This is a genomic window from Dehalococcoidia bacterium, from assembly GCA_022451965.1.
Lineage (GTDB): Bacteria > Chloroflexota > Dehalococcoidia > Lucifugimonadales > Lucifugimonadaceae > TMED-70.
The window spans coordinates 110,580-132,832 of the sequence record JAKUNJ010000004.1 but is presented as its reverse complement, the minus strand read 5'-3'; the positions used below and the strand labels follow the sequence as shown (position 1 = coordinate 132,832).

The 22,253-nt window shown below is 29.1% G+C and carries 23 protein-coding genes; 14 read left to right on the top strand and 9 right to left on the bottom strand.

The annotated features are described in order from the left end of the window. Nucleotides 1-17: 17 nt before the first annotated feature. On the top strand, nt 18-374 hold the full coding sequence (locus tag MK083_02545) for a hypothetical protein (protein ID MCH2673336.1): 357 nt from the start codon (nt 18-20) through the stop codon (nt 372-374). Here the strand turns inward: MK083_02545 and MK083_02540 are convergent. Both MK083_02540 and MK083_02535 read right to left on the bottom strand, forming a co-directional pair. Then, a complete protein-coding gene (locus MK083_02540; GenBank protein MCH2673335.1) occupies nt 371-1,189 on the bottom strand; it encodes a hypothetical protein in 819 nt (272 codons plus the stop codon). The two genes, MK083_02545 and MK083_02540, sit on opposite strands and share 4 nt — an antisense overlap. Nucleotides 1,190-1,191: 2 nt before the next feature. Beyond that, nucleotides 1,192-2,049 (bottom strand): sulfurtransferase, encoded by an 858-nt coding sequence (locus tag MK083_02535; GenBank protein MCH2673334.1) that lies wholly within the window; start codon nt 2,047-2,049, stop codon nt 1,192-1,194. A gap of 80 nt (nt 2,050-2,129) precedes the next feature. On the opposite strand from MK083_02535, the gene MK083_02530 reads away from it, so the two are divergent. Together MK083_02530 and fabF are read left to right on the top strand one after the other, a co-directional pair. Continuing rightward, entirely contained in the window at nt 2,130-3,485 is a 1,356-nt protein-coding gene (locus MK083_02530; GenBank protein MCH2673333.1) for a hypothetical protein, read from the top strand. Continuing rightward, the gene (fabF, locus tag MK083_02525) at nt 3,478-4,710 is read left to right on the top strand and encodes a beta-ketoacyl-ACP synthase II (protein ID MCH2673332.1); all 1,233 of its coding nucleotides are present in this window, start codon (nt 3,478-3,480) and stop codon (nt 4,708-4,710) included. Before MK083_02530 ends, fabF begins: the two co-directional genes overlap by 8 nt. Here the strand turns inward: fabF and MK083_02520 are convergent. Together MK083_02520 and MK083_02515 are read right to left on the bottom strand one after the other, a co-directional pair. Next, complete coding sequence (locus MK083_02520) at nt 4,697-5,740, bottom strand: ABC transporter ATP-binding protein (GenBank protein ID MCH2673331.1); 1,044 nt, start codon at nt 5,738-5,740, stop codon at nt 4,697-4,699. The genes fabF and MK083_02520 overlap by 14 nt on opposite strands. Further along, entirely contained in the window at nt 5,737-7,368 is a 1,632-nt protein-coding gene (locus tag MK083_02515; protein ID MCH2673330.1) for an iron ABC transporter permease, read from the bottom strand. The genes MK083_02520 and MK083_02515 overlap by 4 nt, the downstream gene beginning before the upstream one ends. 99 nt (nt 7,369-7,467) lie before the next feature. Between MK083_02515 and MK083_02510 the strand changes: the two genes are divergently transcribed. From MK083_02510 to lexA, 6 genes are read left to right on the top strand one after another with little or no spacing between them, the layout of a single operon-like run. Beyond that, a complete protein-coding gene (locus MK083_02510; protein ID MCH2673329.1) occupies nt 7,468-8,346 on the top strand; it encodes a hypothetical protein in 879 nt (292 codons plus the stop codon). Between the two features lie 46 nt (nt 8,347-8,392). Further along, nucleotides 8,393-9,340: an AIR synthase-related protein gene (locus MK083_02505; GenBank protein ID MCH2673328.1), complete on the top strand. Its 948-nt coding sequence runs from the start codon at nt 8,393-8,395 to the stop codon at nt 9,338-9,340. After that, nucleotides 9,318-11,471, top strand: a complete 2,154-nt coding sequence (locus tag MK083_02500; GenBank protein ID MCH2673327.1) for a RelA/SpoT family protein — start codon at nt 9,318-9,320, stop codon at nt 11,469-11,471. The genes MK083_02505 and MK083_02500 overlap by 23 nt, the downstream gene beginning before the upstream one ends. Before the next feature lie 11 nt (nt 11,472-11,482). Beyond that, nucleotides 11,483-11,740, top strand: a complete 258-nt coding sequence (rpsT, locus tag MK083_02495) for a 30S ribosomal protein S20 (GenBank protein MCH2673326.1) — start codon at nt 11,483-11,485, stop codon at nt 11,738-11,740. Beyond that, entirely contained in the window at nt 11,737-12,150 is a 414-nt protein-coding gene (locus tag MK083_02490; GenBank protein ID MCH2673325.1) for a hypothetical protein, read from the top strand. The genes rpsT and MK083_02490 overlap by 4 nt, the downstream gene beginning before the upstream one ends. Before the next feature lie 38 nt (nt 12,151-12,188). Next, on the top strand, nt 12,189-12,839 hold the full coding sequence (gene lexA, locus MK083_02485) for a transcriptional repressor LexA (protein MCH2673324.1): 651 nt from the start codon (nt 12,189-12,191) through the stop codon (nt 12,837-12,839). A gap of 41 nt (nt 12,840-12,880) precedes the next feature. Here the strand turns inward: lexA and MK083_02480 are convergent, their stop codons facing one another. Next, complete coding sequence (locus MK083_02480; GenBank protein MCH2673323.1) at nt 12,881-14,419, bottom strand: SulP family inorganic anion transporter; 1,539 nt, start codon at nt 14,417-14,419, stop codon at nt 12,881-12,883. 235 nt (nt 14,420-14,654) lie between these two features. Between MK083_02480 and tatA the strand changes: the two genes are divergently transcribed. Next, nucleotides 14,655-14,828 carry a twin-arginine translocase TatA/TatE family subunit gene (gene tatA / locus MK083_02475; GenBank protein MCH2673322.1) on the top strand — a complete coding sequence of 58 codons (174 nt, stop codon included), beginning with the start codon at nt 14,655-14,657 and terminating at the stop codon, nt 14,826-14,828. A gap of 10 nt (nt 14,829-14,838) precedes the next feature. Here the strand turns inward: tatA and tatC are convergent, their stop codons facing one another. From tatC to MK083_02455, 4 genes are read right to left on the bottom strand one after another with little or no spacing between them, the layout of a single operon-like run. After that, nucleotides 14,839-15,678 (bottom strand): twin-arginine translocase subunit TatC, encoded by an 840-nt coding sequence (gene tatC, locus MK083_02470; protein MCH2673321.1) that lies wholly within the window; start codon nt 15,676-15,678, stop codon nt 14,839-14,841. Between the two features lies 1 nt (nt 15,679). Then, complete coding sequence (locus MK083_02465; GenBank protein ID MCH2673320.1) at nt 15,680-15,961, bottom strand: hypothetical protein; 282 nt, start codon at nt 15,959-15,961, stop codon at nt 15,680-15,682. A gap of 1 nt (nt 15,962) precedes the next feature. Then, nucleotides 15,963-16,562: a Maf family nucleotide pyrophosphatase gene (locus MK083_02460; GenBank protein ID MCH2673319.1), complete on the bottom strand. Its 600-nt coding sequence runs from the start codon at nt 16,560-16,562 to the stop codon at nt 15,963-15,965. After that, entirely contained in the window at nt 16,555-17,799 is a 1,245-nt protein-coding gene (locus MK083_02455) for a methyltransferase domain-containing protein (protein ID MCH2673318.1), read from the bottom strand. Before MK083_02455 ends, MK083_02460 begins: the two co-directional genes overlap by 8 nt. A 61-nt stretch (nt 17,800-17,860) precedes the next feature. On the opposite strand from MK083_02455, the gene lipA reads away from it, so the two are divergent. From lipA to MK083_02435, 4 genes are read left to right on the top strand one after another with little or no spacing between them, the layout of a single operon-like run. After that, complete coding sequence (gene lipA / locus MK083_02450; protein ID MCH2673317.1) at nt 17,861-18,763, top strand: lipoyl synthase; 903 nt, start codon at nt 17,861-17,863, stop codon at nt 18,761-18,763. A gap of 3 nt (nt 18,764-18,766) precedes the next feature. Further along, nucleotides 18,767-19,597, top strand: coding sequence for a 16S rRNA (cytidine(1402)-2'-O)-methyltransferase (gene rsmI / locus MK083_02445; protein MCH2673316.1), 831 nt, complete (start codon nt 18,767-18,769; stop codon nt 19,595-19,597). Continuing rightward, nucleotides 19,587-21,254, top strand: coding sequence for a methionine--tRNA ligase (metG, locus tag MK083_02440; protein ID MCH2673315.1), 1,668 nt, complete (start codon nt 19,587-19,589; stop codon nt 21,252-21,254). Before rsmI ends, metG begins: the two co-directional genes overlap by 11 nt. Beyond that, nucleotides 21,247-22,236, top strand: coding sequence for a polyprenyl synthetase family protein (locus MK083_02435; protein MCH2673314.1), 990 nt, complete (start codon nt 21,247-21,249; stop codon nt 22,234-22,236). The genes metG and MK083_02435 overlap by 8 nt, the downstream gene beginning before the upstream one ends. The last annotated feature ends 17 nt before the right edge of the window (nt 22,237-22,253 follow it).

Sequence of the window (22,253 nt, the reverse complement as noted above, 5' to 3'; positions counted from 1 at the left end):
AGATTTAGGTTTACAAAATGATTAAAGGCGCATTAACTTCAGTAATTCTAATGTTTGTATTTATACCAATTCCTATTGTTCATTTTTTTGCAGTTCCACTTAGTCCATTTATAGGAGGATTTATAGGAGGAGCAATAGCTAAAGCTGAAAAAGAAAAAATTATAATATTCAGTTTTATAACTACTGGAATCACTTTTATTCCTTGTCTAATAATTATTATTTATTCAATAATCCAAATGATTAATGAATCTGAAGTAGCAGGAATGAACCCATGGTGGACAATAGTAATTTCTACAGCATTAATACCTTATACCTGGTTTGGCAATTTAGTTGGAGCACTAATTGGATATACAGCTAGATCTAGAGCTAATTAATTACTATTTATTAATATAGGTATTTTACATTTTAAGAAATATGAAATTGAATTTTTAGAAAAACTATTTATTATAAAACTTTTTGGATGGTAACTAATATTAACAATAATATTTTCTTGGTTTTCTAGTTTATTCAATATTTTTGGAATATTATCTTTATTCTCAATAATGTTAACATGATAATTTTTTGAAATTTTTTCACTTAATAGTGAAAGCTGCTCTTTCTCAGTAGAATTTTTAGCAATAAGATTTATATTTTGAATATTTATCAAATTAGTCTTTTCATCAAAGAATAAATTTATAAATGGATTTTTTGAAATATTAGAAAAATAAGAAATATAAAGATGATTAGGTTTGTTGATATCAATATTTGAATCAATAGGGATAACTAAAAGAGGATTAATATTTTTTACAAAATATCCTAGATCCCTGTTGCCAAATAGATAACTTATTCTATTTGAAGCATTAGATGAGATAAATGTTGCGAAAATATCTCCAAGTGAAATTCTTTCTATAATATTATTTTTTGAATTCACTATATTTACAGATATTTTTGTATCTAAGTTATATTCCTTAATTATCTTAGTTATTTTTTCTAGATACTGTTTAGCCAACTTTCTACCATGGTCATGAACATAATCGTTATAGATAACTTGTTTACTTTGACTTTCAGTTATAGGATTTAGAGGGTGTAAAATAAAAAAAAGGTTAATTTCTGAATATTCAAAAAAATTAGAATTTAATATAAAGTTTATAGAATTTTCAAGAATTTCTGAACCATCAAGGATAATTAAGATTTTATTTTTAACTGTCATAATTATGTCATATCAACTATTGGACAAGAATGATCTGATCCCCATTCCCTCCAAGATGCATCATAATTTAATACTTTACTAAAACCAGCAAGTTTCAGAGCCCAAAAAACATGAGCTGCCCTAATACCTCCTTGGCAATAGGTAATTGTAGGTTTCTGAGGATCTAAATTCATAGATTTTGCAATTGATAAAATTTCTTCCGAAGATTTTAATATAGGTATATCTCCACCAGTATTAAAATTTATCCATTCTTTATGAGCAGAATTCGGGATGTAGCCTCCCCTATCTCCTCCTCTTAAATTAATTCCATTACGCTCGTCATCTGATCTTACATCTAATATTTGATATCCTAAGTCATTATCTATTATTTCTAAAATTTTATCTTTACTAGCAAATATATCTAAGTTTGGATTCTTTGGAATAAAATTCCCCTTTTTTGGACTTTCATTAGATTGTTTATCAATATACTTCCCCTCATATTTCCATTTTGGAAATCCTCCGTCTAAAACTTTTACATTTAAGTGCCCATAAAAATTTAATACCCAAGCCAGCCTAAAAGAATAGAGACTTGAAGATCTATCATATCCTATTACAGTTGTAGAGCTCGAAATACCTAATTTAGAAAAAGTTTCAGAAATTTGATCTGGCCCCTGGATATGAGTTCTGTCTTCAAGAGAAGTCTTGAAATAATTATCATCTACATTAACCGCCCCCCTAATATGACCACTTTTATATTGTTCTTGTGAATCAAGATCTAAAATAACCAATTCAGGAGAATTTAAGTTCATATCAAGCCATTCTGTAGAGACCAAAATATTGTCGTTATGATACTTTCTTTCTTTGATACTTAAAAATTCCATAATGATTTTACCTAAAATTTTATATTATTAATCTAACGATATATTTATTCATGTATGAATAAGAATATATTTTTTTAATTATGAATCAAGAATTAATCTATAAAAATAATATAAAAAGTTTAATGTCACTAACAAACTTTGAATATAACAAATTAAAAAGAAGAGACCCAGGTTTTCACCTAGACAGGGTTAACTTTATGATGAAAAAATTTGATTATCCTAATAAAAATAAGGACTTTATTCATATTGCTGGATCAAAAGGCAAAGGATCTACATCTAATCTAGTTTCATATGGTTTATCAAATAAAAAAATTGGTTTATTTACTTCACCTCATATGCATAAATTAACAGAGAGGATAAAAATAAATAACAAATCAATATCAGAAAAATTATTTAATTTTTACTTTAAGAAGGTCTGGAAAATTGTTGAAATAATGGAAAAAGAAATAGACCAAAAACCAACTTTCTTTGAATTTATGACTCTTCTTGCATTAGTAATCTTTAGAGATGAAAAAGTAGATATATCTGTAATAGAAGTAGGTTTAGGAGGAAGATTAGATTCGACAAATGTAATTGATTCTAATCTTTCAGTTATAACTCAAATTAGTAAAGATCATACTAATATATTAGGAGATACATTGATTAAGATATCTAATGAAAAAGGAGGAATAATTAAGCCTAAAACTCCACTAATCATTTCGAAACAACTAGAAAGAGTAGAAAAAAATTTAGAAAATATTGCTAAAAGAAAAAACTCAGAAATATATCATTCTTCAGATATAAAAATTATTACTAAATTAGTAAATATTAATGATAATTTTTCACAAAATATTTTATTGAAAAACAAATATAAATTTAATCTAAATTTATTAGGAGACCATCAAATAGAAAATCTAAAAACAGCTCTTAAGGCTATTGAAGTTTTTTATCAATACAAAAAAAAAGATAAACTTGACTGGAATTTAGTTGGGGATAATATATCTAAGGCGTTTATGACAGGAAGATGTGAAGTCATTAAGTATGGAAAGCATTTTTGGATCGCAGATGGGGCACAGAATAACAAATCTTCAAAAGCACTGATTAGTACCATTAAGAAATTAAGATTTGATATAAATAAAATAATATGGATATATGGAGCTAGTGATGGACATAGTTCTTTCGAAACTATTAGAGCTATAAAAAAATATAGCCCCAAAATTATTTTAACTAAAAGTAGATTACCAAAAGCAAAAAGTCCATCAAGTATAGTCAAAGAGTTGAAAAATCTTAATTTAGATATAATAGAGTTAACAAGTAATACTTCTGAAGCCTTTAAGTTGGCTAAAAGTTTAGTAAATACAAAAGATTGCATTGTAGCCTTTGGTTCTTTGTATATCGCTGCTGAGATCGTAGAACTATTAAAAAATATTAAACCTGAAAAATATACATATGAGTAAAAAGATCGTTGTTACAGGAATGGGTTCATTGACATGTTTAGGAGATAGTGTCAATGAATTTTGGGAAAACCTTAAAAATGGTGTTTCTGGTATAAGAAGAATTTCTCAGGTTGATCCTGAGTCATTTCCATGCAAAGTTAGCGGAGAAGTGCAAAATTTTGTGCCAAGCGAATGGATGGATACTAAGGAATCAAAAAGAATGGGAAGATTTTCTCAATTAGCAGTTGCTGCTGCAAAAGAAGCTGTTGAACAATCTAATTTCATTGGAAAAGTTAAGTCAGATAGAATCGGTGTTCTGATTGGAACAGGATCAGGCGGTCTTCCTGAAACTGATAAACAAGCCAGTGTTAAGGAAAATAGAGGCGTCATGAGAATGAGTCCATTCTACATACCTTCTATGTTAGCCAATATGGCTTCAGCAAACATATCAAGAATTTATGGTGCTACTGGATATAATAGTACATGCATAACAGCATGTGCAGCATCTACTCAAGCTATTGGAGAAGCAGCAGAAATTATTAAGAATAATAAGGCTGATATTGTAATAACAGGAGGGTCAGAATCAGGAATTTGCGAAATTGGAATGGGTGGCTTTAGTACAATGCATGCCTTGACTACTTGGGATGGTGACCCCTCAAAAGCGAGTAGGCCTTTTGATGCAAAAAGAGATGGTTTTGCTCCTTCAGAGGGAGCAGGAATACTAATTCTTGAAACCGAAGAGCATGCATTGAATAGGGGAGCTAAACCTATTGCAGAAATATCAGGATTTGGCGTAACTTCGGATGCCTTCCATCTTGTTCAACCCCACAAAGATGGATTAGGAGCGTCAAAGGCAATGAATTTAGCAATTGAAGATGCTGGCATAAATATCGATCAAATTGATTATATAAATGCCCATGGAACATCAACACCAACAAATGATCGAATAGAAACCTTAGCTATAAAAAATACATTTAAGGACTTAGCTAAAAAAATACCTATTTCTTCAACTAAATCAATGATTGGACATTCTCTAGGTGCATCAGGTGCATTAGAAATTATAGCGTGTATTAAAACCACTTTAGAAAATATTATTCATCCAACTATTAATCAAGAAAATGGTGATCCAGATTGTGACTTAAACTATGTCCCTAACATAAAAATCTCAAAAGATGTTAATTATGCTCTTTCAAACAGTTTTGGCTTTGGAGGTCAAAATGCTTGCATTGTAATCAAGAAATATTAGTCATATTCGCATAATTGTTTATAATTTGAATCCCAACTTTTTGTCCCAAAAAAAAGTTATTTGCTCCACTCATACTTACATTTATAATTTGATCAGTTTTAATATTTTTTACTAAAAAAAGTTGATTTCCTTCTAAAAATTCTTCTTCAACTATTTCATATTCTTCCTCTGAAGATACTAAACTCAACTGACTAGGCCTAACATTTATGTTTACTTTCCTACCTGAATTAATTTTTTCTTCAATGACAAATTCACCTAAATCAGTTTTAATTTTTCCGCCATCAGAAATACCTTCAAGAATATTCGAATTAGAAATACTTTTGGCAATTATCTTGTGCGAAGGATTATGAAAAATTTGATAAGGTGTATCAAATTGAATTATTTTTCCTTGATAAAGATATCCAATCTTATCAGATAAACTTAACGCTTCTTCGGAATCATGAGTAATAAGAAGAACAGTACTTCCAATTTTAGATAATATTTTTTTTAGATCTCTACGTATTTCTTGCCTTAGGTTTTTATCAAGATTTGAATAAGGTTCATCCATTAATAGAATCTTAGGTTTTCTAACAAGAGCCCTTGCAAGTGAAACTCTTTGTCTTTGACCCCCAGATAGTTCATCTACATATCTTTTCAAAAAATTTTCTACTCTTAATAACTCAATAATTTCATCAACAAATTTTTTATCATAGTTTTTCTTATCTAAGCCATAATAAATATTCTTCTCAACATTAAAATGAGGGAAAAGTGCATAATCTTGAAAAATTGTACCTACTGGTCTTTTTTCAGGTGAAACATGATAAAAAGAGGAAGACATCAAATTCCCATCAACTCTGATATATCCATTACTAATTTTTTCTAAACCATTTATAGCTCTGAATAAGGTTGTTTTACCTGCTCCACTATCACCCAATACTGTAACAAACTCACCATGATTAACATCTATAGAAAAGTTATCTAGGATTGGTTCATTTTTAGTATAATTAAATGATATTTCTTCGATCTGTAATATTTTACTATCTTTTGTCATAATCCTACTTTTTTTGATAGATTATTGGACATAAATATATATGTAGGGATTCCTGCAACTAGAATTAATACTAATGAGGCTGCTGCTGTATCCATAAAAAAAGCCTCGCTAGCTGATGACCAAATACTAGTAGCCAAAGTAGAAAATCCAAGTGGACTAAGTATAAGAGTTAATGGGAGTTCTTTAATACAAAGAATAAAAACTAAAACACCTCCATAGCTAACACCGGGAATTGATAATTTTACTATTACATTGTAAAAGGTCATAATTTTACCCTTCCCTAATGAGTATGAAGCTTCTTCTAAAGAAGGATCAATTTGGCTAACGGATGACTTAACTGGAGTTAAAGCTGCAGGTAAAAAGGAAATCAAATATCCAAATATTAAGACTATATATGTTTGATAGATAAAATCTAAATAATTTATAGTAAAGAATACTAGTGACATAGCTACAACTATCCCTGGTAATGAAAGGCCTATATAAGAAGTTTTTTCAATAATAAATGAAATAATCCTTATCTTTTTTCTAATAATTAATACTACAACAGTTGCTAAAAATGTAATTATTATTGATGATATCAGTGAAATAGTTACACTACCTATAATTTCAGAGAAGAGGTCTTCGTACACGTTAATAAAAGATGTTTCAAAGAATATGCCTGAAATTAACCAGTATAAAAGAATCATAACAGGTAATAAAAAACCTAATACAGTTGGAAGTAATGCAAATGGTAAAATAACCCATTTCCAGTATCCTAAGTCTAAAATTTTTAAGTTTACTGAAGTTGAATTAGAAAAATACCTTGAGTTGGTCCTTGATCTAGATTCAATAAATAGGATAATGAAACAAAATACTATTACTAAGGAACATAATTCTAGTACACCGTAATTTCCAATACTGCTATACATTCTATTAAAAATTGCTATTGTAAATGTATTAAATCTTAGTAATGCCACTGCTCCAAAATCACTAAGTACATACAAGGAAACTAAAAGTGAGCCCGAAGCTATCGTTGGTAATACAAGAGGAATTATTATTCTATTAAAAGTTTTAGAAACACTAGCACCTAATGTTCTAGAAGCATCAATCATCTGAAAATCAAATCTCCTAAATGTTGCACATAGACCTATATAAATATAAGGATAGGTAATCAAGCCAAGAACTATCACTGACCCCGAAAGCCCATAAAAGGAAGGTAATGGGGCTATTTCAAAAAAATTACTTAATATGTCATATACAATACCTCTTGGCCCCCATAACTCAATTTGAGTAGTAGCCATAACATAACTTGGTAAAGCTATGGGCAATACACTTATAGATAACAAGTATTTAGCGAAAGGTAAATTAGTTCTAACATTCAAGAAAGCTAAAGGAAGAGCAATGGCTGTTGCTAAAAAGACTACTAGAAAAACTAGTAATATTGAATTTAAGGCAATTTTTAAGATTTTATAATTAAATATAAAATCAACAAATAAATTGAACCCAAAAGTTATTTTAAGAAATAAATATATTACAGGTATAGATAAAATAATTGAAAAAATTATTGCCCATAATATGATACCTATATAGGCAAAATTTACTGATTTAAGTTTATTTTTATAAAATGGATTAAGTTTGGATAGATTCAAAACAATTATTATTTATTACTATTTCAGTATACAATCAAATATGGAATCATGACTATCTACAGAACACTTAACAGATATAATTTTTTATTGAAATTTATTATGATTTCATTATCATTCATAGTTATTTTTATTTTCCTACTTAATTCAAGTTTTATTTTTTTAGTAATTAATGATGATCATATAGGCTATTTGTATACTGAAGAAACAAATTTACACTTTGAAGAAGATATTGTGACTAATACACTAGAAGAAAAGAAGGAACCTGAGTTGCCTCAAACCCTAGAAGATACAGAAATACCTGATTTGACTAACACACTAGAAGAAAAGAAGGAACCTGAGTTGCCTCAAACCCTAGAAAATACAGAAATACCTGAGGTTATAGCTATTGTAATGTCAAAAATTATTAGTGAAAAAAAGATTACCTCAGATGAGATCTATTTTATTGAATTAGAAGAAAAAATATGGAACTCTAATGCATTAGGATGTCCCGTGGAAGGAATGATGTATACCCAACAGATAATTGATGGCTACAAAATTAATTTTTCAATAATGAATAGTAATAATATAATCCATTCAGATATACATGGAAATTATATTAATTGTTCTGAGATTGAGCTGATAAATGAAGAGTCAAATTTTAATTTCGTGAACCAATATAATCTTGAAGAGACAAGTATCATAACTTTAGAAACTGCTACCGGAAAAACTATAACTCAAATAGACGATAAGGATTATATAGAAGAAACTATAAAAAAATTAAATCAAGATGTAATTATCTCAAATAGTAAAATTTGTATTCATAAATATAATCTTATTTTTAAAAAAAAATCAGAGAAAATATCTTTTGGGTTAGTTTGTGAAAATAATCTTAACTATGTTTATGTTGATGCACCCATAGAATCAACAAATCTTTTTATAAAAATTATTGAACCCATTCTTGCCAATCAAGAATTCCCAGGTGTGCCAAAAAATGAATAATTTTTTACCTTTGGGAAAATTAAATAATAAACTATTGATCAAAATTTTGAATGATATTAAAAATGATGGAGCCTCTCCTAAAATAGGGGAAGATTCTGCGACAATCAATATAAGAAATGATAATAATTTATTACTTTCATCAGATCCAATTACATTCGATTCTGAAAATATTGGAGAGTACATATTAGATATCTGCGCAAATGATATATATGCAGCAGGAGGAGAGCCTAAGTGGTTTCTAATTACTATTCTTATACCTCCAAAGACCTCTTATAATAAACTCAAGAGAGTTATCTCTAAAGTTAATAGTCGAGCACAATCACTTAAAGTAGATATAATCGGAGGTCACACTGAAGTTACCGAATCTGTAAATAAAATAGTTTTGAGTGGTACCATTGTAGGAAGAATCAACAAAAATTTTGTACCAAATCAAATAGTCAAAGGAAATCAATCAATAATTTTGGGTGGACAAGCAGGAATTGAAGGAAGCAAAATTATTGTTGAAAATACAGAATCCAATCATAAAATAATTACAAATCTAAAAAAAAGCATAAAAAATCTTACTATCAGTGTTAATAATATAGCAAAAATTGCAATTTCAACTGGCAAAATAATTAAAATGCATGATCCAACAGAAGGTGGAATTTCAACAGCATTACATGAATTATGCGAATTTTCAGACATTGGATGTGAGATTATTGAGAATGAAATTAAGTTTGTAGATAATTTTAATGAAGCTTGCCAGATTTTGAACCTAAATCCACTAGGTGTAATAAGTTCTGGTTGTTTATTGATGATTTGCAAAGAAAAAGATTCCTCTGAAATAATAAATAAATTAAGATCTTCTGATATTCCTGCCATAAAGATAGGTAAAACGACAAATTCAAAAAAACGTAATATTATTAAAAAAGATGGAAAAAAAGAAAACTTAGAAAGATTTGATCAGGACGAAATCATTAAAATTTTTAGGAATGTATACAGACAATCTATTTAATAAAATTGAATCATACTTACCCAAAGATGAAGTATCAAAAATAACAAATGCATTTGAATTTGCGAAAGATGCTCATAAAGGACAGAAGAGAAAATCTGGTCATGATTTTATTGTGCATCCTGTTGAAGTAGCAACTCATTTAGCAAGATTAGAACTTGACCCTAAAGTAATAATTTCTGGATTACTCCATGATGTTATAGAAGATACAAAAATTAACTCAAAAGATATTCAAAATGAATTTGGAAAAGAGATTACAGAAATTGTTTTATCTCTAACAAAATTAACTAATGATGAAAATAAACTTATAAAGAATTTAGATCAAAAGAATATGAGAAGATTCCTAGTATCAATGGCACAGGATATAAGAGTAGTCATAATCAAACTTGCTGATAGACTTCATAACGTAGAGACTTTGGAATATTTAGATTTAGAAAAAAGAAAGAAAATAGCAAAAGAGACTTTATCTATTCATGCTCCTTTAGCTCAAAAAATAGGTATGAATGACCTAAAATGGAGACTTGAAGATGAAAGCTTCAAGCACTTAATGCCGGATAAATTTAAATTAACTAAAAGATTAATTAGTCAAAAAAGAGAAGAAAGAGAAATAGCTACTCAAAAAATGATTGATCAAATAAATCATCATTTGGAAATTTCAAATATTAAAGCTGAAGTAACCGGAAGGCCTAAAAACTTATACTCAGTCTATAACAAACTTCAAAGATATAAACAATTGGGTAGAAATTTCTCTGATATTGAAGACCTCATTGCTATTAGAGCCATAGTCGAACATAAAGAAGATTGCTACGTTGTTTTAGGGAAAATTCATGACTTATGGAGGCCTATTGCAGGTTCTTTCGATGATTATATTGCATCCCCAAAAGAAAATTACTATCAATCGCTTCATACAGTTGTGATGAATGATAGTAATCAAAAAATTGAGTTCCAAATCAGATCTCAAAAAATGCATAATTTTGCTGAAGAAGGGGTTGCTTCACATTGGAAATATAAAGATTCTTTTGATGGAAGTAAACATGAAAATTTCAGCAAAGATACTTATTGGCTAAAAGATATGATGGATTTTGAAAAGGAGATAATTGAAGATAGTGATTATCTTGAATCTGTAAATAATGATATTTTGTCTGACAAAGTAATCGTTTATTCCCCTAAAAATGATATTTTTACATTACCTATAGGCTCTACTCCTCTAGACTATGCATATAGCCTTCATACTGAGCTTGGGCATTCGTGCCAAGCATCTTTTATAAACGGAATATTAAAGCCACTAAATACTAAACTGAATAATGGTGATACTGTTCAAATTCAAAAAACAGAGGTCTTAAATGGTCCTAAGCTTGATTGGTTAAATGAAAACCTTGGTTATTTGAGTACTGCAAATGCTAAAAATAAAGTTAAATCATGGTTCAAGAGAAGAGAAAGAAATGAAAATATTGAAAGAGGAGAAAAGCAAATCCTGAGAACTCTTAGACTTTCAAACATAGAGGATAGTGAAATAGTCCTAACCAATATGCTAGAAAATGATACCTACGAAAACTTTGCTTATAAAGTTGGAACTGGTGACATAAGCAATCAAAAAATTATAGACCTTATCAACAAGCAGCAATTAGAAGAAACTGTAAGAAAGATGAACTTGGCTGATGATCAAATTGAAAATCCTAAGGAAACTAGTTCAGTTTCTTCAGTTGTAATTATAGGAGAAAGCAATAATGATAAAAAATTAGCAAATTGTTGCAATGTTGTTTATGGTGACGAAATAGTGGGATATAAAAATTCTAGTAATGAGATAGTTATTCATAGAATAATCTGCTCCAGACTGAGAAACTTCGAGCGTACTAATAGATTTTTACCTGCTGTGTGGGGTCATTCAAAAGAATTATCACCTACAACTGTAGTTATTGAAGCATATGATAGAGTTGGTCTAATAAGAGATATAACGGATGTAGTTTGGGGTGAAAAAACTAATATTCATTCAATAAATTCTCAAGAAGAAGACAAAAATGGCACATGCAAAATACAATTAACGGTTTATACTAGAGACTTAGGTCAAATAATTCGACTTTTAGGTAAAATGGAAAGTACACCAGGAGTGTATAAAGTTAGTAGAATAAAATAAGTAGGAAAATAATGCCAAGCACAAAAACACACAGAAATCAGTTGAATAAATACAAGGTAAATCTATCAGTTAAGACTGCTATAAAATCCTCCATTACAAAATTGAGAGAGAGTATTCAAAAAGATGATAATTCTGAAGAAGTAAACAAACTTTTTAAAGAAACTTCAAAAGTTTTAGATAGAGCGGCCAAGAAAAAAGTTATACATAAAAATAATGCTTCGAGAAAAAAATCAAGACTTCAAAAGTTAATTAATAAGAAAAATAATTGAACAATCAGCCAGTATATAATTGGGAAATCGATCATGGAGATCCCAATGACTTAAATTCAAAAATTGTTATTTCAGTAAAACCTCATACAGGACTTTTATCTAAGTGGAGATTTATTTTACCAGCAAATTATCAGGGCTTGACTGAATGGGGTGTCATTGAGGATGGTAAAAATACAATCAGAGAGCCAAGAGGTATTTTTGAAACAGGCAATATTCAACTTCAGGATGGTCAAGTAGTTGTAGTAATAGGTGGGCTAGAAGCAATATCTAAAATAAAGGCTGCAAGACTAGTTTTAAGTGTTCCTCCTCCTAATTTCTTGGGTTTTGGATTTAGTGAAGATGATGCAGCAGCACCAATAAACATAGAAGGTATAAGCTTTGAAGCTCTTCCTCATGAAAAGAAGCCATAAAGTTTGACAATAATTAAAATATCAATTAATTTCATAATATGGCAATTATGAAACCTTTATCAGATAAACAAAAAGATATACTAAAATTTATTGAAGGGTATATTGATGAATATGGTTATCCTCCCTCCATTAGAGATATTCAAAATAATTGTGATATATCATCAACATCTGTGGTTAAGTACAATTTAGATAGACTTCAAGAAAAAGGATTAATGAATAGAGATTCAGAAGTATCCAGAAGCATAAGCTTAAAAACAGAACACAAAACAAATACCATTAAGGTCCCAGTTCTAGGCACCATAACTGCAGGACAACCTTTTCCTTTAATTGACGATTCAAGATGGAACCTAGATGATCAAGATATGATTGATCTTCCAGAAAACTTTTCACACATCGAAGAAAAAATATTTGCTCTAAAGGTAAATGGTTACTCAATGATTGATGCCCTAATAGGTGACGGAGATACTATTATTCTTGAAAAATCTCATAATGCAAGAAATGGTGAAATGGTTGCAGCAAAAATAAACTCTGAGAATGAAACTACTCTTAAAAGAATATTCAAGGAAGGGAATAAAACTAGACTTCAGCCAGAAAATCCTTTGATGGAGCCTATGTACTTCCCATCAAAGGATGTAAGTATTTTAGGAAAAGTAATAGCAGTTTGGAGATATTTACCAAATAGTAAATAATTTTTTATAGAAATAAAGTCCTAGTTAAATTAATAGATTCATTAGAAAATATTTATGTCATAAGTTTTTTCAGATTTTTTTAAAAGCTTACTGCTGCTAGGACCTAAGTTATATATTCTAAGTACTTTATTATTTTCTTTATATTTTTTTGTAAGATTATCTAATATTTCTAGAGATGATTGATCCCATATCCATGCTTCTGAACAATCTAAAATAATAACTTTTTCTTCAAAGTTAACTGGATTCATAAAAGTCTTAAATTTATTTATTGATCCAAAAAATAAGCTTCCTCTAAGCTTATATATCTTTTCATCATCTGATATTTTTTGGGATTGATTTATATTAATAAAACTTGATGACTTCCAAGCATAAATCAAGCTTGAAACTATAACTCCAACTATTACAGCTATAGCTAGATCCTTCCAGACAGTTACAGATGTGACTAGAATTATAACTATCACATCTCCTGCTGGAACTTTATTTATTATTTTTATTGATGCCCATGCAAAGGTTCCAATAACAACCATCATCATAATTCCAGTCAGGGCTGCTATAGGAATCATTTCTATCCATCTAGAAAAAAATAGTATAAAGCATAATAATGAAATTGCAGCAACTATCCCAGATAATCTACCCCTACCACCTGAAGTGATATTTATCATTGATTGACCTATCATTGCACATCCCCCCATAGCTCCAAAAAAACCACACGTGACATTACTTAGCCCTTGCCCAAAACATTCTTTATTTGGCCGACCTTTGGTATCAGTCATTTCATCTATGAGAGTTAAAGTTAATAAGCTTTCGATAAGACCAATTCCAGCAAGAGTTAGAGAAAAAGGCAAAACTATATATAAGGTTTCAAGATTATATGGGACGGTAGGTATGCTAAATTCTGGTAAACCTCCTGATACAGAAGCTAAATCTCCAACTGTTGGTGTATCAATCTTAAGAGTAATTACTAAAAAAGAAAGTATAAGTATTGATATCAAAGGAGATGGAATCAATTTACCAATTTTAGGCAATTTTGGAACGAAAAAAATTATACCCATGGTAAATAATGTCAAAATAATCATAAGAAATAGCTGATTACTTTCAAGCCAGCCTCCGTTAAATAAAACATTATAGGCTGCATGATTACTATCTGAATGAGATGTAAAATTAGGATCCTTAAATTGACCTATCTGACTTAAAAAAATTACTATAGCTAATCCATTTACAAATCCTATCATTACCGATGAAGGCACAATATTTATAAGCTTACCTAGTCTTGCTATACCAATAATAATTTGTATAATTCCAGTTAAGATTATAGCTGCAAAAAGATATTGAATTCCATAAACAGCAACTAACGCAACCATTACTACAGCCATAGCTCCAGTTGCGCCTGATATCATTCCACTTCTACCACCAAATATAGATGTAATAATTCCTACGAAGAATGCAGCATATAGACCTACTAGAGGCTCAACTCCTGCAACAAAAGAAAAAGCAATAGCCTCTGGAACAAGAGCTAGGGCTACGGTTAGTCCAGATAAGAAATCTAATTTTGGATTATTAGTTAACTGAAATTTTGCCAATATACTTAGTAACATGTTGGATACTATATCACTTGATAAAGAAAAAAATCTCGTATTTAAAAGAACAAGTTTTAGTAATAAAAAAAAATTAAGTAATTATATATTAGTAAAAGTAAGAAAATATTTTAGAAATCGTACTTGTAGATAATAATTATAAAAGCGGTTACGCAATACTAGATATAGTCATTACAATAATTTGATACTATTAAATTAATATCATTCAATAAAAAATAATATGGGATTTATTCAAAATTTAGGACCATTACAACTAGTTCTTATAGTTCTAGTAATTTTAGTTCTTTTTGGTGTAGGTAAGCTTCCTCAAGTGGGTAAAGGGGTTGGTCAAGCTATCAATGAGTTTAAAGCAGCCTTAAACAAATCAAACAAAGAAGAAGATAAAGAAGATTAGTTTAAGAATTTTATAAAATTTTGAACTTATCGAACCTCACTATTATCGCTGATAATATTAATGCAACGACTATTAGTACTAAGAAAATAATACCTATATAAAATCTAAAAGTTTTCTTTTCAGGCTCAGTTATTCTGATAAAAATAAGTCCGAATTCATATAGTAGAATCATAGGTAAAGCTACAGTTATTTGAGTAATAGGATCAACTGTTGGAGTTATAATTGCTCCTAGTACAAAAGCTAAAAGAATTACCCATCTTCTAAATCTCTTTAATGATTTATGAGTGATAATTCCTAATCTTCCCAATAAAAACATTATCAATGGAATTTGAAAAATTATACCCATCCAAAACATTAGAGAAAACATTAAGGCAGTTAACGGTCCAATATTTATCATAGGTTGAGCTATATCATCACCAAATGTTATAAGAAAATTAAGTGCGCTAGGAATCACAAAAAAATAACTAAAAAAAGCTCCAGAAATAAAAAAAATAAAACATAAAGGAATTAGTAAATAAATATAAAGTTTTTCCTTACCTCTCAGGCCTGGTCTAAGAAAAAAAATTACTTCTCCAAGTAAAAAAGGTATTGATAAAGATATGCCTAAAATTATTGAAACTCTTGCGGCAGCTCCCCATGCTTCTGTTACTCTACCAAAAACTATTTGACCATTGGCTCCTGCTTCTAAGAGTATTTTATTTGCTGGTTCTATAAATATTTGAATTATTTGTTTAAAGAAAATTAAAGAACTAACAGTAAAGATTGTTAGAAAAATAAAGTATCTTATTAATCTTTTTTTTATCTCTTTAAAATGATCTAAAATATTTACAGGCTTATCTTCAGTTAGCAAATTATTCTTTTCCTATGTCTTTTTTTATCTCACCAACTGATTTTGAAGTTTTTTCAGATAAGTTATTTAAGCTTTCCTTTAGATTTTGGAGTTCTTCAATATCATCATCTACATCAATTGTTTGCTCAACAGCAGAAATAAGTTCATCTCTTTGTTTCTTAAATTCTGAATAAATTAATCTAGTTTTTCTTATAAATACTAATAAATTTGTAGGCCCTACAATAAATAAAGCAATGATCATAATCATCACTAGTTCAAATCCACCTATTCCAAAAATATTCATTTTATACTTTCAAGCACTTAGAAAATGTAATTTTATCTATAAATCCATGCTCCATTAAAAAACTTTTTATCAAACAAGTCGGGAGACCTAAAATGTTTTCATAACAACCATAAAAACATTTTATGAAATCAAATTTTTTATTTTGTATGCCATACCCACCAGCTTTATCTTTATAATAACCAGTATCAATATATTCTTTTATTTTATCAGCTGAAATATTAGTAGTTTTGACTAATGAAATTTTTTTTTCTGAAAAGATTATTTTTTCATTCTTAACAACTGAAATATTAGTAATTACCTCATGAAAAGAGTTTCTAAGTTTCAATAGAATATTCATAGCATCATCATCATTAATGGGTTTCTCAATTGTTTCATTATTTATACTAATGACAGTATCAGCGCCAAATATAAAATCACTTCTTAGAATCTTTGAAATACTCATGGCTTTATTTTCAGAGTTAAATTTTGAAATTTCTAAAGAAGACATGTCATTTATTTTTTTCTCTTGAAAATCAGGAGATCTAAACTTAAATCTTTTAGATATTTGTAATAATAATTCTTTCCTCCTAGGAGAGGTGCTAGCAAAAATCAGATCATTCATTTACTAAATCCAAAATCCCTATAACTTCAACATGCCTTGTTTGAGGAAACATATCGAAAGGAATTACTCTTGATAAATTAAAAATATTATCATCAATCAATCTGGAAATATCAATTGCAAAATTTTCAGGAGAACAAGATATTAGTATAATTTTTTTTGGCTTAATATCTTTAATTATTTTAATCACTTTTTCATCGCAACCAATTCTAGGAGGATCTAAAATAAGAACATCAATATTTTCAGTATATGATTCTAAAATATCTTCAGTTTTTCCAAGTAAATATTCAATGTTTGAGAATTTTTTAGAATTTTCCTTAGCATCTTGTACTGCTGAAAAAGATTCTTCTATTCCTACTATTTTTTTTACATAGGGAGCTATCAAACAAGTGAATGTCCCTACTCCACAATATGCATCGAGAACAGTATGTTGTTTTGAAAATATATTTTGATCTAATAATTCTGAAAATATATTTTCCACCTGAGAAATATTTACTTGAAAAAAACTTGGGCTAGCTACCTGATATTCATTATCAAATATTTTTTCAGTATAATATTTTTGACCAGTTTCAAAATCTACATCTATAAATTTAGGTTGTATCAAATAAGAAGATGTTTCATCTGAAGCTCTTATACTAACTTGTGTTTTATCAGATAAATTACCTGATAAAATTTTAATTTTTTCATTAATTGTTTCATTCATAATTCTACAGTGGTCTATTTTTACCCATTTTCTTTCTAGAAAATTTACAAATCCAATTTCTTCTCTTAATTCTTTCTTTCTAACGGTAAATCTTCCATGATTTCTATAATAAATTTTTTTATTAGATGAGATTGTTTCGGATAAATCACTTACTTCTACTTTCTGGCGAATTAAGTTATCAGCAACAATATCTTGCTTCAATTTCAATTGTTTTTCATATCTTAAGTGTAACCACTGACAACCTGTACATTCTCCAAAAAAAATACAATCAGGATCAATTCTGTCTGAAGATTTCTTAATTATTTTAACTAACTTTGCTATAACTTTTTCTGGATATATTTTTAAAATTGATGCCTCAATTTCTTCTCCTATGATTGAATTAAATACAATCACTGGAGCATCCTTAACAAATGCCTTACCAACACCCATTTCATCATACTCAACTATGGAAAGTTTTAGCGACTGATCAAGCTGAAAATTATGTTTTTCTGTTATATTTGGTCCAGAATAAATATTCTTTTTTCTTCTTTTGCCCATATATTAGATTCTAACAATTTTAGATTGCTGATAATATTTAATTGTAAAAAGAATCATCATTATGCAACAGAAAGTAAAAGTAAAACGAAAGTTACCAGATTGGTTTAAGGTAAAGTTTCCTGCTGGGGAAAATTTCCATGAACTAAAAGAGAAATTTTCAAAAGCATCGCTAAATACAGTTTGTGAAGAGGCTGCTTGTCCTAATATAGCTGATTGCTGGGATAGAAAAACTGCAACATTTATGATTCTAGGGGATACATGTACTAGAGCTTGCTCATATTGTAATGTAAAAACTGGATGGCCTGGCTTTGTTGATAAAACAGAACCGTTCAGGGTAGCAATGACTATAAAACAAATGGAGCTTAACTACGTTGTTATAACATCAGTTGACAGAGACGATCTTGAAGATGCTGGATCAGAAATATTTGCAAAAACAATTAGTGAAATAAAAAAACTTTCTCCAAATATAAAAGTAGAGGTGCTAACACCTGATTTCAATGGTTCCGTTAACTTAATAAAGAATGTTATTAATGCAGGACCTCATGTCATGAATCATAATATCGAAACTGTTAGAAGAGTCTTTAAGAAAGTTAGACCAAAGGGTAATTATGATCTTTCCTTAAATTTTCTTTTAAATTCAAAACAAATCAAACCTGATCTTCCAACTAAGTCTGGAATGATGGTTGGTCTTGGAGAGACTAAAGATGAAGTTATAGAAACAATGAAAGACTTAATAGATCATCAATGCGATTTATTGACTATAGGGCAATATCTCAGACCATCTAAAAAACATCACCCTATTATAAAATTCTATAACCCCAGAGAGTTTACTGAATTTCAAAATATAGGACTTGAAATGGGATTTAGTCATGTAGCAGCTGGGCCTTTAGTTAGATCATCCTATCATGCAGATGACCAACACAATGCAGCAGTAGAAAAATTAATTAATCAAATCAAGAACTAAATTTTGTCTAAACTATACATAATTGGTTCTCCTATAGGTAACTTAGAGGATATCACTATTAGAGCTATAGGTATATTGAAAAATTTAGATTATGTTTTTTCTGAAGATACAAGAATAAGTAGCAAACTGATGAAAAAGTTTGATATTTCTACCTTATTAATACCAATATACACTTCAAAAAAAGAACTAAACAAAAATAAATTTGAAAAACTAATCTCCAATAATGATATAGGTTTCTTGACAGATGCAGGATCACCAGGTGTTTCTGATCCTGCTGGAGAATTTGTAAAAATAGCAAGAGAGAATAATCACGAAATTATTCCAATTCCTGGTGTATCTTCAGTAACATCAGCTTTTTCAGTATCTGGACTGGAATCAATTGGATTTTCATTTTTAGGTTTTTTACCCAAAAATGATAAACAAAAGTTGAGCTACTTAGAACAATTTTCGAATTCTAATAATCCTATTGTTATATTTGAATCTCCAAGAAGAATTATAAATACATTTAGATTCATTAGAGATAAGTTGAATATTAGTGAAATATTTGTTGCAAAAGAAATGACTAAAATTTATGAGACTATATTTCAAGGTCATGTAGATGATGCAATCAAGAAATTCAGTAATGAAAAAGGAGAGTTCGTAATTATTTTCAAGAATGAAAATAATAAAATTAGCAATTCATTTACTAAGAAATACGATAAAATTTTAATTGATGGGTATGAAAAAGGTATTAAAGGTAAAAAATTACTAGACTTATTGTCTGAATTAACTAAAACTAAAAAAAGCTTTTTTTATGACAGATGGCTGGATATAAAAAATCAAAATGGTAAATAAACAAAAAAATATATTAGTTTGTGTTGCTTGGCCTTATGTAAATGGTCCACCTCATCTTGGGCATATAGCAGGGATGAGTATTCCTGCAGATATTTTTGCAAGATACAACAGATTAATTGGTAATAATGTGGCTATGGTTTCAGGTTCTGATATGCATGGAACACCTGTAACGCTTTTAGCAAATGATTTAGGAGTTTCACCTGAAGAAATCTCTTCAAAATATCATGACATATGGTCTAGAAGCTTAAAAGATATGAATTTTCAGTATGATTTATATACAAATACACATACCGATAATCACATGGAAATTGTAAAGAATATATTTTCTGATTTGTTAGCTAAAGAATTACTAGAAATTAGAGAACAGCTAATGCCTTATTCAATTACTGAAAATATATTTCTGAGCGATAGATTAGTTGAAGGTGTATGTCCTTGCGGAGATAATGAAAGGGCTCGAGGAGATCAATGCGAAAAATGTGGCAAAACTCTTGATCCAAGTGATCTAAAAAATATTAGATCAAAAAGAGATGGATCAATACCTGAATTTAGAAAAACTTCTCATTATTTTCTTAAGTTAAGTCAAATGGAATCAAAAATAAAAAAATGGATAAATACAAGAGAAGGATGGAGACAAAATGTCAAAAACCAAAGTCTATCATTTATAAATGAAGGGCTAAGAGATAGAGCAATAACTAGAGATTTATCATGGGGTATTGATATTCCCGTTGAAGGATGGGATGATAAAAAAATATATGTTTGGTTTGAAGCTGTATTAGGCTATCTAACTGCTACCGTTGAGCTCTTTAGTAAAACTGAAAATCCTGATCAATGGAAGGATTTTTGGGAAAATGAAGATTCAGAATCTTATTATTTTCAAGGCAAAGATAATATTCCATTCCATACTATAATTTTGCCGGCTATATTACTGGGAATTGGAGACAAAAACTTGCCAACAGATGTTGTAGCAAATGAATATCTTAATTTCGCAGGAAGGGAATTTTCTAAGAGTAGTAATTGGGCAGTTTGGTTGCCAGATTTTCTAGAAAAATACTCCTCTGATTCATTAAGATATTATCTAACTTCAATAATGCCTGAAACCTCTGACTCAGATTTTACATGGGAAGGATATGTAGCTTCAAATAATAATGAACTTGTTGCGACTCTTGGAAACTTTATACATAGAGTATTAACAATGTCTCATAGAAATTTTGATGGAGAAGTTCCATATTTTGATACAAACTCATCAGAAACAAAAGAAATAATTGAAAAGTCAGAAAAAGCCTTAGAAGAAGTCGGTGAATCAATTTCAAAAAGAAAATTTAGAGAAAGCTTAAATAAATTAATGAATTTAGCTAGATTTGGGAATCAATATTTAGACAAAAATGAGCCTTGGAAAAAAATAAAGGAAGATAAAAAATCTGCAGGTGAAGTTTTAGGTCAATCAATGATTATAATAAGCGCTTTAAGCTCCATGCTTGAACCTTTTCTTCCAAACTCAGCCGTAAGGCTTCAAAAAGTAATATTTAATGAGAAAAAAAATAATTGGAACTTAATACTTCCAATTTCAGGAGATAAGTTTGATAAACCAACTCCATTATTCGAAAAATTAGAGGAAGAAAAAGTGCTACAAGAAAATGGGATGATGTTAGATGAGTAGTAATCAATTAGTTTCGTTATCAAATAATGAATTACTAATGGTAATGCTTGAATTAAATAAAATTTCTGAAAGTCATACTTCTCAATCAAACTTAAATGAGAACATTATTGATCACGTACTTAGTATTCCTGGTAAACAACTAAGACCTGCTCTAACAATAGTTTGTTCAAAATTATGGCAAGAAGATGTAGATGAAAAAGTTATAAAAATGTCTACTGCAGTTGAGCTTCTGCATATTGCTACGCTCGTTCATGATGATACAGTAGACTTTGCTGATACTCGAAGAGGTGAAAAAACTGCATCGAATATATGGGGACCCCACATAGCAGTTTTAGTTGGTGATTTTCTTTTTGCAACAAGTGCTGAATATGTTTGTGATACACAATCTATAAGACTAATAAAACAATTTGCATCCACTATTTCAGATCTTGCAAAGGGACAATTAAAAGAAATTGAAAATAAATTTAATATTGAATTAGATATCAATAACTACTTAGATATTATTTTTAAGAAAACAGGATCTCTTTTTGCTACATCATCAATGAGTGGAGCATTACTAGGAGGAGCTCTAGAAGAAGATATAAATAATGTTTATCAATTCGGAAAAAACCTAGGATTAGGATTTCAAATCTATGATGATGCTTTAGATTTTGAAGGAGATGAGAAAAAAATGGGGAAACCCGTAGGAAATGACCTAAAAAACGGAGTAATGACATTACCATCTATAATTGCAAGTAAAAAAAATGAGAAAATAAAAAAAGAAGTTATAAATCTGTTTGAATTAAAGGAAGAAAACAGGAATGAAGAAGTTGATATTTTAGTAAAAAAAATTACTAAAGAAGGATATGTTGAAGAAGCTAAATTAGAAGCTTCAAAACTTATTGACAGATCTATAGAAAATATATCCTCTTTGAAAAATAATAATATTTATAAAGATTCCTTAATTAATTTAGCTATAAGTTCTAAGGATAGAGAAAAATAACTCTAGGAAGAAATTAT